Here is a 13,971-nt window from a genome sequence, read left to right on the forward strand (position 1 = left end):
AATTATGAATAACTTCAATCTCCGCGATAAAGGTGCCGAAATTTGGTCCAAGTGGAATAAACCAACGAGGTTTATTTTCGCAGTGGTAGTCATCTTTTTGGTAGGACTTCTTCCGCTTGCGGCATCTTGGGGCCCAACTAGTTTCTTAAATACTCCGATTACTTCTTATGAAAATGTCCTTGTTTATCCGGTCGGAATGTTCGTGCTCATGGCGCTTGGGTTGAATATCGTGGTCGGAAAGTCTGGCCTCCTCGATCTGGGTTACATCGCATTCTTTGCAATTGGTGCCTATACCCAAGGAATCCTTTCAACTCTTTATGGCTGGAATACTTGGGAGACACTCCCATTCGGAATTGCATTCGCAATGTTGGCTGGAGTCCTGCTGGGACTTCCAGCGCTACGTCTTCGTGGCGATTACCTAGCAATCATCACACTCGGATTCGGTGAGATCGTACGTATCGTCGCTCTCAATATCGAAGTGACCGGGGGACCTAACGGAATTCCCGGAATTCCGAATCCGCCAAGTTTGTTTGGCCTTAAATTCGATTTAATGCACACCAGAAACTTCTTCTGGTTGGTTTTGGCACTTATTCTGCTGACGATTTGGATGATTCGCCGCTTCACAGTTCGCCGTCCAGGTCGCGCGTGGGAAGCAATCCGCCAAGATGAAGATGTCGCAGCCCTTATGGGAGTGAACACGCTGGTCTACAAGCTCTGGTCATTCGTAATCGGAGCCGCGGTTGGTGGAGCAGCTGGAGTTATTTATGCATCAAAGGTTATGGTGATTTCACCGGATATGTTCCGATTTGATATCTCGATTTTGATTCTTGCCTGCGTGGTATTCGGTGGAATTGGAAACATTTGGGGTGTCGTGGTTGGAGCTTCGTTACTGGCTTATCTTCCGGACCGCATTCGATTCTTATCTGATGCGCGTCAAATGGTATTCGGACTTGTTCTAATCATCATGATGAACCTTCGCCCAGATGGACTACTCCCTCGTAAGAAGCGTGAAAAAATTGAAGAGAAGAGGTCAATGTAATGTCTGAGAAACTTCTCGAACTCAAGAACGTCACCATCAAGTTCGGTGGTGTGACAGCGCTCAACGAAGTTAACTTCCATGTTAACAAAGGTGAAATCTGCGCACTCATCGGACCCAACGGCGCCGGAAAGACAACAGTCTTTAACGTCGTCACAGGTGTCTACCCAATTACTTCAGGCGAAATCACCTTCAAGGGCGAAAACCTTGCAGGTAAGAAGCGCCATCAAGTAACTAAGTCAGGCCTTGCACGTACATTCCAGAACGTTCGCCTCTTCGGAGATATGACCGCTCTCGAAAACGTTGTCACGGCAACGGATGTACATAAGAAGACAGGTCTCTTGCGTGCTCTATTTGGCACACCGCTTAACCGCAAGGAAGAGCGTGAGTCCCATTCTCGTGCACATGAGCTCCTAGCCCTCATGGGTATCGATCACCGTGCAGACCAGCTTGCAAAGAATCTTCCTTACGGAGATCAGCGTCGTCTCGAAATTGCTCGCGCTCTCGGAACAGAGCCTGAACTTCTTCTTCTCGACGAACCAGCAGCTGGCTTCAACCCTGCGGAAAAGGTAGAGCTTGCAAATCTCATCAAGAAGATTCGTGACAGGGGCTACACAGTCCTGCTCATTGAGCACGATATGTCGCTCATCATGGGAATCTCAGATCGCGTTGCTGTTCTCGACTTCGGTCAGAAGATTGCAGATGATCTTCCATCAGTTGTACAAAACGACCCTCGTGTTATCGAGGCTTATTTAGGAGTGCCAGCAGATGCGTCTTGAAATTAAAGATCTTCGCGTTCACTACGGCAAGATTGAAGCCATCAAGGGCGTATCAGTCGTTGTAAACCAAGGTGAGATCGTCACACTCATCGGAGCTAACGGCGCCGGTAAGACAACTATCCTTAAAACCATCTCAGGACTTCGCCCTGTTTCAAGCGGCGACATCACATTCGATGGCACAAGCATTAATAAGATCCCTGCCCACGAGCGCGTTGATCTTGGTATTTCACAGGTTCCAGAAGGCCGCGGAATTTTCCCAGGCATGACGGTCCTTGAAAACCTAGAGATGGGTAAGTTCAATCGTCCTGATCGCAAGAACGAGATGGAAGAAGATCTCGATCGCATTTACACCTTGTTCCCACGTCTTAAGGAGCGCACAGCACAAGCCGGCGGAACTCTTTCAGGCGGAGAGCAGCAGATGCTTGCAATGGGTCGCGCACTTATGGCACGTCCTAAGGTTTTATTGCTTGATGAGCCTTCAATGGGTCTTGCTCCTCAGATGATTGCAAATATCTTCCGCATCATCACAGAGATCAACAAGCAGGGCGTAACGATTCTCTTGGTAGAACAGAATGCACAGCAGGCGCTTCAGCGCGCACACCGTGCATATATTCTCGAAACAGGAAGCGTTACAAAGGAAGCAGCAGCTTCTGACCTACTCAATGACCCAGCTGTACGCGAGGCTTACCTCGGAACAGGTGCTCACTAAGTAAGTTACTCCTTAATTAAAATGAGGCAGGTTATGCGAGCTGTACAAGTTCGCTGACCTGCCTCGTTTGTTATAACGATCTCATAGACACAGAGAGTGCGACCGAGTGAAACTGGTGTCGCAACTGCGGTGACGTAGCCACTCGTTGCTGATTTGTGGTGAGTTGCATTGATATCAACACCAACAATCTTGCGATCAGGGCCAGCATGTAACTGAGTGCCGATAGAACCTAAAGACTCAGCAAGAACTACGTTCGCACCGCCGTGAAGGAGGCCGATAGGTTGCGTATTGCCTTCTACAGGCATGCGAGCAACCAAGCGCTGTGGCGACACTTCGAGCATTTCGATACCCATCTTGATATCGAGAGCCCCTTGGCCGCGATCTTTGATGATTGCTAAGTAATCAGGTTCAGTCATAGTTGCAGAGTTTATATCTATGATGAGCGCCATGGCTACGAAGAGCAATTCGACGCAAAAAAGATTGCTACTTATCGATGGCCATTCAATGGCATATCGAGCCTTCTTCGCACTTCCTGCCGAAAACTTCACAACGGCGCAAGGTCAGCACACCAACGCAATTTATGGCTTTGCCACAATGTTGATCTCACTACTCAAGGATGAAAAGCCAACGCACGTAGCTGTCGCTTTCGATGTTTCGCGAAAGACATTTAGAACAGAGATTTTCCCAGAGTACAAAGCTAACCGAGCAAAGACCCCTGATGAGTTTCGCTCTCAGATGTCTTACTTGCATGAACTCGTAAAGGGTTTTGGCATCAACCAATTTGAAATCGAAGGCTTCGAAGCCGACGACATCATCGCAACTATTACTAAGCGCGCAGAGAAAGAGGGCGCTGAGGTTCTCATCTGTACAGGAGACCGAGACAGTTTCCAACTTGTAACTCCGCAGACGACAGTTCTCTACCCAAAGCGCGGAGTCTCTGAAATGGCGCGCATGACTCCTGATGCAGTGCAAGAGAAATACGGGATGTCACCTGATCAGTATCCTGATTTTGCAGCCTTGCGCGGAGATCCCAGTGATAACTTGCCATCGATTCCTGGTGTCGGTGAAAAGACTGCAGCGAAGTGGGTTGTCGAATATGGCTCACTCACCGAACTTCTTGCGCAGGCCGAAAAGGTGGGCGGCAAGGTAGGAGAGTCGCTGCGAGCAAATATTGATAATGTGAAGCGAAACCGTGAACTGACTCAACTAATCCATGACGCACCCATTGATTTCACGATTGATGCCTTGGCTTGGAGCGGTGTTACTGAATCTGACCTCACCGGGCTCTTCGAGCAACTTGAATTCCGCACTCTCAAAGATCGCCTTAAAGTTATTTCATCCGGTGCCGAAGCAGCTCCTGCAAAGAAATCAGCAAAGAGTGCCGAACCTGAATTTTCACTCTTTGGTTCAGATATTGATTCTGCCGTCATAACTGCAGATGAAGTGAGCAAGAAGATTTCAGCGCATACAGGTGCGATCTCCATTGCATACGAACTTGTCGATGATCACCTTCATCGTTATGCAGTTGCCCTCGATAAGAAGACAGCTTTTCTTATTCACTCATCTGAAATGGGGGAGTGGGCGACTACTTCATCTACCGAGAAGATCGCTCATGATGCAAAAGCAATTGCTCGCGAAAACGGCCTCACGGGAATTACTTTCGATACAGCCCTCGCCGCGTATCTAGTGAATCCTGGTGTTCGCACACAAGAGGTAAAGGATTTACTCGAAAGGTGGGGCGATGGAAGTCAGATTGATGAATCTTCTCCTGAGCAAGTGCTTCTCACGACCGCATGCGCACTCTTCGGACTCCGTGATTCGCTCACCAAAGAACTCTCTGACCGCGGCTTAACAAAGCTCTATCAAGAACTTGAACTTCCCATCGCTGACTTGTTGGCGCTGATGGAGAACCGCGGAATTGCCGTAGATAAGAAGGGTCTTGAAACCCTTGCCACGTTCTTTGACGGCGAAGTTGCTCGCGAAACCAAGGCGGCACACGAGGCAGCTGGCCATGAATTTAATGTGGGTTCACCTAAGCAACTACAGGTAGTTCTCTTTGAAGAGCTAGGCCTACCAAAGACTAAGAAGATTAAGACCGGCTACACAACAGATGCCGATGCTCTTAACTGGCTCTTTGAAAAGACATCGCACCCATTGCTCGCTTCTCTTCTTCGCATCCGAGAGACAAAGAAGCTGGCAACAACCATCGAAGGTCTGCTTGTAGAAATCCAGAAAGATAAGCGAATTCATACGCACTTTGCGCAAACTGTTGCAGCTACCGGCCGACTCTCATCGGTAGGTCCTAACCTGCAGAACATTCCCGTGCGCACAGAAGAAGGTCGCAAAATCCGCGGATGTTTTATCGCAGGTAGCGGTTATGACGCACTTCTGACCGCTGATTACAGCCAAATCGAAATGCGCATCATGGCTCATTTATCTAATGATGCACATCTTCTGAAAGCTTTCGAATCTGGTGAAGATCTACACGCAACCGTTGCTGCTGAAGTTTTTGGCGTAAAGCCAACTGATGTCGATCCCGAAATGCGACGTCAGATTAAGGCGATGTCCTATGGCCTTGCGTATGGGTTGAGTTCTTATGGTTTAGCTGTGCAGCTTGATTTAACGCCACCTGCAGCTCAAGATCTGATGGATCGCTATTTCGAACGCTTTGGCGGTATCCGTGATTATCTAAAGACCGTGGTCGATGATGCGCGCAAAGTTGGATACACCGAGACTGTTATGGGGCGCCGCCGCTACCTGCCAGATTTAATGCACGATAACCGCCAACGTCGCGAAGTCGCAGAGCGCATGGCGCTCAATGCTCCGATTCAAGGATCAGCTGCCGACATCATTAAGCAAGCGATGCTCAATGTTCAGAGCGCACTTGTCGCTGGTAAATTCACATCCCGACTCTTGCTTCAGGTGCACGATGAATTGATTCTTGAGGTAGTGAACAAGGAAATTGATGAAGTCTCAGAGCTGGTACGCCTTCAGATGGGTAAGGCTTATCCGCTTCGCGCACCACTTGATGTTTCAGTGGGAATTGGAAAGAGCTGGAACGAGGCAGCTCACTAACTTGTAGTCGGAGAGTTATCTTTCATTGCTTCAAGATCTTCCTCATCGGTTGGAATTCGATCTGCTGCCACAAGTCGTGATTTACCGATTGCAAGGATGATGTAACCGATTCCGATACATGCTGTGGTGATGCAGAGCGCAATTGTCGGCGAGAGATGTTCTGAGATAACTCCGCCCGCAGCGGATCCGATAGACATCAAAGTACCTTCGACAGTCCAGAGCCAACCCATCATGGCAGTTGGTGAACCCTTAGGTCTGATTGCTTCCATCACTTCCCAATAGAAGACCATGATCGCTCCACCAAGAAGACCTAGTAGCGCGGCAGCGATAATCATTGACCAACCTGGATATGACAGAGCCATTGGAATCGATGCAAAGAACCAAATGCCATATGTGCGTCGCATCGCGCGCAGCGAAGATGTTCGCTTAGAAACGAGGCCCGCAAGAAGACCACCCAAAATGTTTGCAACTCCCATTGATGTAAAGATCCACGCGGTCAGATGCGGGACCTTCTCAATAGTTGTAAAGGCTGGTACTGCAACATCGAAGACGCCCCAACCGAAGCCAAGGAAGCACCCTTCAATCATTAAGAGTTGAAGCGGCTTATGGCGCCATAGCGGTTGGTAATCCGCAGACTTCTTCTCAGGAACCCAACTGCGTGAAACTTTTGTAAGAGCGAGTGCGCCTCCGCCGAGCAACATCAAACCACCAACAATATTTAACGGAAGTGATGGATTGGATGAGAGCGCCAATGACGTCGCAACAACAGGACCAACAACACCAGCAGCGCTCATGATTGCTGTATCCATTGCATATGCAGTGCGAAGGAAATCTTCAGGAACAACTATTTTCCACAATGGGCGAACAGATAAATTAATTGGGGGAGCGCTTAGCCCCATGACAAATGCGAGGATCAACATCCATGATTTTGACTCCACTGCGTTGAGAGCAAATGCCATGCCAGCATAAGTAGGAACCATGATGCGAAGTGGCCACGTTTGACCGTACTTATCCATAATCGATCCGCGAATTCCTGCGGTAAAAGATCCGGCTGCAGCATTTAATCCAATGGCAATTCCTGCGAAGGCAACGGAGTCTGTTGATTGTTCAGCTTTAAAGAAGATCGACAATCCGACCATTCCATAAGCAACTCGAGCAGGAAAACAAGCGATGAGCAGGGTCCAAACATTAGGAATCCCGAATAACTCGATATAGCGCTTCATTTGCCTGCAATTCTATTGGGTAGGCCATCTTTCTAAGCGAGGATTTGCCTGTAAATCACCCCCGCCCGTACTCTTACGCTCCTGATAATTCATTATCGGGAAAATTTCATAGTCCTATCCCTACTACTTTCTATCCCTACGGAGCATCTTGACTACACAAATTGCAGTAAATGACATTGGATCAGCAGAAGATTTTCTAGCCGCAATCGAAGGCACAATCAGAAATTTCAGTGACGGAGACCTCGTCATTGGCACAGTCGTTCAAATTGATCGCGAAGAAGTACTCCTAGACGTCGGTTACAAGACCGAAGGCGTAATTCCATCACGCGAACTCTCTATCCGCCACGATGCAGATCCAAATGACATCGTAAAAGTTGGAGATAAAGTCGAAGCTCTTGTTCTTCAGAAGGAAGATAAAGAAGGCCGCCTCATCCTTTCTAAGAAGCGTGCTCAGTACGAGCGTGCGTGGGGAGAGATCGAAGGCAAGAAGGAACGCGACGAAGTTGTCGTCGGCACAGTTATTGAAGTTGTTAAGGGCGGACTCATCGTCGACATCGGATTGCGCGGCTTCTTGCCAGCTTCCCTCGTCGAAATGCGTCGCGTTCGTGACCTCACTCCTTACATCGGTAAGCAGGTTGAGGCTCGCATCATCGAGCTCGACAAGAATCGCAACAACGTTGTGCTTTCACGTCGTGCATTCCTTGAGCAGACACAGTCACAGTCACGCACTGAATTCCTTAACCAGCTCCAAAAGGGTCAGGTTCGTACAGGCGTTGTCTCATCAATCGTTAACTTCGGTGCATTCGTTGACCTTGGTGGCGTAGATGGTCTCGTTCACGTTTCAGAGCTTTCATGGAAGCACATCGATCACCCAGGTGAAGTTGTTGAAGTTGGCGATGAAGTAACAGTCGAAGTTCTCGAAGTCGATTTCGAACGCGAGCGTGTTTCTCTCTCACTCAAGGCGACACAAGAAGATCCATGGCAAGCATTTGCACGCACACACACAATTAACACTGTTGTGCCAGGCGTCGTAACAAAGCTTGTTCCATTCGGTGCATTCATCCGTGTTCACGAAGGAATTGAAGGCCTCGTTCACATCTCAGAGTTGGCAGAACGCCACGTTGAGATTCCAGAGCAGGTTGTTGCAGTAGATGACGAACTCTTCGTCAAGATCATCGATATCGATCTTGAGCGTCGCCGCATCTCACTCTCATTGAAGCAAGCTAATGAAGGAACTGAAGTTGAGATCGAAGCATTCGATCCAACACAGTACGGAATGGCTGCTCGCTACGATGCTGAAGGAAACTTCATCTATCCAGAAGGTTTCGATCCTGATACACAGGAATGGAAGCCAGGCTTCGATGCACAGCGCGAAGAGTGGGAGCGTCAGTACGCTGTTGCTCAAGAGCGCTTCATGGCACATAAGAAGCAGAAGGCAGAAGCAAAGGCAGCTGAAGAAGCAGCTGTTGTAGCTGAATAAGTAATTAACGAAGAGGGACTCATACGGGTCGCGAGCTGCTCCTTAACCTCGCTTACCCCGCATGAGTCCCTCTTTATTTTTCCCTCTGCGCTAAATGAATTACTTCTTCGGCTGCCGAAGGTAGGGTAAGTACATGTTGGTGGTGGGGCTTACTGGTGGAATCGGTGCAGGTAAATCAACTGTCGCCGAACTCTTCGCTCGTTTAGGTGCGCTGGTTATTGATGCCGATCAACTTGCACGTATGGCAATTGAACGCGGAACTGACGGATTTGCAGATGTCATGCTCCGCTTCGGTGAAGAAGTAATCATCAATGGCGATATTGATCGTAAGAAGTTAGCTGAGATTGTCTTTAGCGATGAGCAAGCACGTAAAGATCTTGAGGCGATTATCCATCCGCGGGTACAAGCGCTCTTTGCTGAGGCCGTTGCCGATTTAGACCACGATGACATTTTGATTTATGAAATTCCGCTCCTTGTTGAGACCGGTGCGGCTGAAAAATTCGACTATGTCATCACAGTTGAGTCCAAGATTGAACTCCGTAAGGCACGGCTTCTGAAGAAGGGCCTTTACATCTCTCAGATTGAAAAGCGAATGGCTTCACAGGCATCCGAGGAAGCTCGCACTGCGGTTGCCGATTCGGTAATTCGTAACGATGGCGACGAGGATTCCTTGCTCAGACAGGTCGAAAATCTCTGGGAGAGCGTTCTCGTTCCGCAATCGCTAGGCTAACCACGTGCGCCCAGTAACCGATTTACAGCGAAAAGTCGCACCCTTTCAAGTCATCAGCGATTACGTTCCGGCCGGAGATCAGCCCGCTGCAATTGAAGAGATCACGCGCCGCATCAATGCCGGCGAACAAGATGTTGTTCTCTTAGGAGCAACAGGTACTGGAAAGTCTGCAACAACTGCATGGTTGATTGAACGTCTGCAGCGCCCCACGTTGGTGCTGGCTCCTAACAAGACTCTTGCTGCTCAGCTTGCAACCGAGTTCCGCGAACTTCTTCCTAACAACGCTGTCGAATACTTCGTCTCGTATTACGACTATTACCAACCCGAAGCCTACGTTCCACAGACCGATACCTTTATCGAGAAGGACTCCAGCGTCAACGATGAGGTCGAGCGTCTTCGTCACTCTGCCACCAACTCACTTCTCACGCGTCGCGATGTCATCGTTGTCGCAACCGTCTCGTGTATTTATGGTCTTGGAACCCCGCAGGAGTACATCGATCGCATGATCCGCCTCAAAGTTGGCGATGAAATCGAACGAAATGCTCTCTTACGTAAATTTGTTGATGTTCAGTACAAACGAAACGATATGGCTTTCGAGCGCGGAACATTCCGTGTCCGTGGAGATACCGTCGAAATCATTCCGATGTATGAAGAGCTCGCCGTTCGTATCGAGATGTTTGGCGATGAAATCGAGAAAATCATGACACTCAATCCGCTCACCGGTGAAATTGTGCGTGATGAAGAAGAGATTTACATCTTCCCAGCTACCCACTACGCAGCAGGTCCTGAAACCATGAAGCGTGCAATGAGCGATATTGAAGATGAACTTCAGATTCAACTCAATCTCTTCAAAAAGCAAGGGAAGTTGCTAGAAGAACAGCGCCTTCGTATGCGCACGACCTTCGACCTCGAAATGATGCAGCAACTGGGATTCTGTTCAGGGATCGAGAATTACTCACGGCATCTCGATGGTCGTGAACCGGGGTCAGCACCTAACTGCCTGCTCGATTACTTCCCAGAAGATTTCCTTGTCGTCATCGATGAAAGCCACGTCACCGTTCCACAGATCGGTGCGATGTTTGAAGGCGATTCAGCACGTAAGCGCACACTTGTTGAACATGGTTTCCGCTTACCAAGCGCGCTCGATAACCGACCACTGAAGTGGCCTGAATTTCTTGAGCGCACTGGCCAAACTATTTATCTCTCAGCTACGCCTGGAAAGTACGAGATGGCGAAAGTAGATGGAGATGTTGTCGAGCAAGTAATTCGCCCTACAGGTCTGGTCGATCCACAAATCGTTATCAAACCAATTAAGGGTCAAATCGATGACCTCTTGCATGAGATCAATATTCGCGCCGAGCGCAATGAACGCGTTCTTGTCACAACGCTTACCAAAAAGATGTCAGAAGATCTCACCGATTACCTTCAAGAGAAGGGTGTGCGAGTTCGCTATCTACACTCAGAAGTAGACACCCTTCGCCGCGTCGAACTTCTGCGTGAACTTCGCAGTGGTGAATACGACGTTCTTATCGGTATCAACTTGCTCCGTGAAGGACTCGATCTTCCTGAAGTTTCTCTTGTTGCGATTCTCGATGCAGATAAAGAAGGCTTCTTGCGTTCTGCCACATCTCTCATTCAGACCATCGGTCGAGCTGCTCGAAATGTTTCGGGTGAAGTTCATATGTATGCCGACAATATGACCGCATCCATGACTAAGGCGATTGATGAGACCAACCGCCGCCGCGCAAAGCAGGTCGCCTATAACCTTGAACGAGGTGTCGATCCTCAACCGCTACGTAAAAAGATTTCAGATATCACCGATCTCATCGCACAAGAGAGCGATGACACAGATGACATCATGGCCGCGCTCAAGGGAAAGAAATCCAGCTCCGCTCTTCCGTTCTCTTCGAAGCCAACCGACTCCATGCCGCGCCAAGAACTCATTGCGTTGATAGGCTCCCTCACCGAGCAGATGCGTGGCGCCGCTGATGAACTTCAATTTGAACTCGCAGCGCGCTTGCGTGATGAACTGAAAGATTTAAAGCGCGAACTTCGCGGAATGGATGAGGCTGGCACATGAGCATCGATAAGTTGGTTGTCCGCGGAGCCCGCGAACATAACCTCAAAGATGTCTCCATCGAACTTCCACGCGATGCGCTGATTGTCTTTACTGGACTTTCAGGTTCAGGTAAATCAAGCCTCGCTTTCGACACCATCTTTGCTGAAGGTCAGCGCCGCTATGTTGAATCACTCTCAGCTTATGCGCGCCAATTCTTGGGGCAGATGGATAAGCCCGATGTAGATTTCATCGAAGGTCTTTCACCAGCTGTCTCAATCGACCAGAAGTCCACGAACCGCAACCCGCGTTCGACAGTGGGAACCATCACCGAGGTCTATGACTATTTCCGCCTGCTCTTTGCGCGCGCAGGTCGTCCGCACTGTCCTAAGTGCAGCAAGGCCGTTTCTCGGCAGAGCCCACAGCAGATCGTTGATCAAATTCTTGCAATGCCAGCAGCCACAAAGTTTCAGGTTTTGGCTCCTGTCATTCGCGAACGTAAAGGTGAGTTCGTCGATCTCTTTGCAGATCTCGTAACGCAGGGCTATTCCCGTGCTCGCGTGGATGGCGAAACCATTCAGCTCACCGAACCTCCCAAACTGAAGAAGCAAGAGAAGCACACCATCGAAGTCGTTATCGATCGACTTACTGCGAAAGCTGAGAGCAAGTCTCGCCTTACTGATTCCATTGAGACCGCCCTCAAACTCGGCAACGGTTTAGTTCTTCTGGACTTCGTTGATGCCAAGGGTCCTGAGAAAGAACATACGTACAGCGAGCACCTTGCTTGCCATGATTGCAATCTCTCCTTTGAAGAGCTCGAACCACGTTCATTCTCATTTAACTCACCCTTTGGCGCCTGCGCCGAATGTTCGGGTATCGGCACCAAGTTAGAAGTAGATGAAGATCTCATCATTCCCGATGACTCAATCTCAATTAATGAAGGCGCAATTGCTCCGTGGGCTGGGGGACAGTCATCTGAATACTTCCTTCGTCTCCTCGAAGCCCTCGCTGAGGAACTTCGCTTCTCTCTCGATAACCCTTGGAAGAAACTTTCCGCAAAAGCGAAAGATGCAATCATCAATGGTTTTGAGTATGAAGTGCACGTTAAATTTAAGAACCGTTACGGTCGCGTTCGTAACTATTCAACGGGTTTCGAGGGCGTAGTCCCATTTATTCATCGTCGCCATAGCGAAACCGATAGCGACTACAGCCGTGATAAGTACGAGGCCTATATGCGTGAGACTCCATGTCCTGCATGTAAGGGAGCTCGTCTTAAGCCTGAGGTTCTTGCAGTAACGCTTGGCGGAAAGAGCATCGCTGAAGTATGTGCGCTCTCCATCGATGATTGTGCAACGTTTCTTAAGCAAGTAACTCTCAATAAGCGCGAGGCACAGATTGCTGAACGCGTCATGAAGGAAGTACATGCACGCCTTGGCTTCTTGCTTGATGTCGGACTTGATTACCTTTCGCTTGATCGCCCAGCGGCAACGCTCTCTGGTGGTGAGGCGCAACGTATTCGCTTAGCCACCCAGATCGGTTCAGGTCTTGTCGGTGTCCTCTATGTTCTGGATGAACCTTCAATCGGACTTCACCAACGCGACAACCGCCGCTTGATTGACACTCTTACTCGTCTTCGCGATCTTGGAAATACTCTCATCGTTGTTGAGCACGATGAAGAAACGATTCGCACCGCCGACTGGGTAGTCGATATCGGCCCAGGTGCGGGCGAACATGGCGGCAAAGTTGTCGTCTCAGGCTCCTACGAAGAACTTATTGCATCCGAAGAATCAATTACTGGCGCCTACTTGTCAGGCCGCAGATCTATCGAGATTCCTGATTCTCGCCGGCCTGTTGATCCAAAGCGTCAGCTTGTCATCAAGGGTGCAAAAGAGAATAACCTGAAAGATATCGAAGTATCGATTCCACTCGGACTCTTTGTATCTGTCACCGGAGTTTCTGGTTCTGGAAAATCGACACTGGTAAATGACATCCTCTACACAACTCTTGCCAACAAACTCAATGGTGCTCGTCTTGTGCCTGGTCGCCACCGCACTGTTACCGGAATCGATCAACTCGATAAAGTTGTTCACGTTGATCAATCTCCAATCGGTCGTACGCCACGTTCTAACCCAGCTACCTACACAGGCGTTTTCGACAAAGTACGCGCGCTTTTCGCTGAAACGACTGAAGCCAAGGTCCGTGGATATCAACAAGGTCGCTTCTCATTTAACGTTAAGGGCGGCCGCTGCGAAAATTGCTCAGGCGATGGAACCATCACCATCGAGATGAACTTCCTGCCGGATGTCTATGTTCCATGCGAGGTCTGCCATGGTGCGCGCTACAACCGCGAGACACTTGAAGTTCATTACAAGGGTAAGACAATTGCTCAGGTTCTCGATATGCCAATCGAGATTGCACATGAATTTTTCGAATCCGTTCCTACTATTGCGAGATACCTCAAGACGCTCTGCGACGTAGGACTTGGCTATGTCCGCCTAGGGCAATCTGCACCAACGCTTTCAGGTGGAGAAGCGCAACGCGTCAAGCTTGCGACCGAACTTCAGCGACGTTCTACCGGTCGCACTATTTATGTACTCGATGAACCAACTACCGGACTTCACTTCGAAGATGTCAATAAACTCTTAGGAGTTCTCAAGCGCCTTGTTGAATCAGGAAATACAGTCATCGTGATTGAACATAACCTTGATGTCATCAAATCATCCGACTGGGTCATCGATATGGGACCTGAAGGTGGTTTCCGTGGCGGAACAGTTGTTGCCGAAGGAACACCTGAAGAAGTTGCGAAGGTAAAGGCAAGTTACACAGGTCAATATCTCGCTGAAATTCTTGCGACCAATCGAAAAATCAACAAGAAGAAGTAGC

At 49.2% G+C, this 13,971-nt stretch carries 10 protein-coding genes; 8 read left to right on the plus strand and 2 right to left on the minus strand.

The genetic code is table 11. The features are described from left to right. Positions 1 to 4 precede the first annotated feature (4 nt). The 3 genes from AC8GFK_RS03080 to AC8GFK_RS03090 are packed head-to-tail and all read left to right on the plus strand — an operon-like array spanning position 5 to position 2,524. The gene (locus tag AC8GFK_RS03080) at positions 5 to 1,039 is read left to right on the plus strand and encodes a branched-chain amino acid ABC transporter permease (protein ID WP_506625704.1); all 1,035 of its coding nucleotides are present in this window, start codon (positions 5 to 7) and stop codon (positions 1,037 to 1,039) included. After that, entirely contained in the window at positions 1,039 to 1,815 is a 777-nt protein-coding gene (locus AC8GFK_RS03085) for an ABC transporter ATP-binding protein (protein WP_506625705.1), read from the plus strand. Before AC8GFK_RS03080 ends, AC8GFK_RS03085 begins: the two co-directional genes overlap by 1 nt. After that, the gene (locus tag AC8GFK_RS03090) at positions 1,805 to 2,524 is read left to right on the plus strand and encodes an ABC transporter ATP-binding protein (protein WP_506625706.1); all 720 of its coding nucleotides are present in this window, start codon (positions 1,805 to 1,807) and stop codon (positions 2,522 to 2,524) included. Before AC8GFK_RS03085 ends, AC8GFK_RS03090 begins: the two co-directional genes overlap by 11 nt. A gap of 5 nt (positions 2,525 to 2,529) precedes the next feature. Here the strand turns inward: AC8GFK_RS03090 and AC8GFK_RS03095 are convergent, their stop codons facing one another. Beyond that, on the minus strand, positions 2,530 to 2,940 hold the full coding sequence (locus AC8GFK_RS03095) for a PaaI family thioesterase (protein WP_506625707.1): 411 nt from the start codon (positions 2,938 to 2,940) through the stop codon (positions 2,530 to 2,532). A 19-nt stretch (positions 2,941 to 2,959) separates the two neighbouring features. Here AC8GFK_RS03095 and polA point away from each other — a divergent pair, with 19 nt between their 5' ends. Continuing rightward, positions 2,960 to 5,599: a DNA polymerase I gene (polA, locus tag AC8GFK_RS03100; RefSeq protein WP_506625708.1), complete on the plus strand. Its 2,640-nt coding sequence runs from the start codon at positions 2,960 to 2,962 to the stop codon at positions 5,597 to 5,599. On the opposite strand, the gene AC8GFK_RS03105 is transcribed toward polA, so the two are convergent. Then, the gene (locus AC8GFK_RS03105) at positions 5,596 to 6,822 is read right to left on the minus strand and encodes an MFS transporter (protein WP_506625709.1); all 1,227 of its coding nucleotides are present in this window, start codon (positions 6,820 to 6,822) and stop codon (positions 5,596 to 5,598) included. The genes polA and AC8GFK_RS03105 overlap by 4 nt on opposite strands. Positions 6,823 to 6,967: 145 nt before the next feature. Here AC8GFK_RS03105 and rpsA point away from each other — a divergent pair, with 145 nt between their 5' ends. The 4 genes from rpsA to uvrA all read left to right on the plus strand — a co-directional run bounded on the left by rpsA (position 6,968) and on the right by uvrA (position 13,970). Beyond that, on the plus strand, positions 6,968 to 8,302 hold the full coding sequence (gene rpsA / locus AC8GFK_RS03110) for a 30S ribosomal protein S1 (protein WP_095673464.1): 1,335 nt from the start codon (positions 6,968 to 6,970) through the stop codon (positions 8,300 to 8,302). 133 nt (positions 8,303 to 8,435) lie between these two features. Continuing rightward, the gene (gene coaE / locus AC8GFK_RS03115) at positions 8,436 to 9,032 is read left to right on the plus strand and encodes a dephospho-CoA kinase (RefSeq protein WP_506625710.1); all 597 of its coding nucleotides are present in this window, start codon (positions 8,436 to 8,438) and stop codon (positions 9,030 to 9,032) included. 4 nt (positions 9,033 to 9,036) lie between these two features. After that, positions 9,037 to 11,112, plus strand: a complete 2,076-nt coding sequence (uvrB, locus tag AC8GFK_RS03120; RefSeq protein WP_506625711.1) for an excinuclease ABC subunit UvrB — start codon at positions 9,037 to 9,039, stop codon at positions 11,110 to 11,112. Next, positions 11,109 to 13,970, plus strand: coding sequence for an excinuclease ABC subunit UvrA (uvrA, locus tag AC8GFK_RS03125; RefSeq protein WP_506625712.1), 2,862 nt, complete (start codon positions 11,109 to 11,111; stop codon positions 13,968 to 13,970). Before uvrB ends, uvrA begins: the two co-directional genes overlap by 4 nt. The last annotated feature ends 1 nt before the right edge of the window (position 13,971 follow it).

The sequence above is a fragment of the Planktophila turicensis (SeqCode) genome (genome assembly GCF_965234405.1).
In the GTDB taxonomy this organism is placed as follows: domain Bacteria; phylum Actinomycetota; class Actinomycetes; order Nanopelagicales; family Nanopelagicaceae; genus Planktophila; species Planktophila turicensis.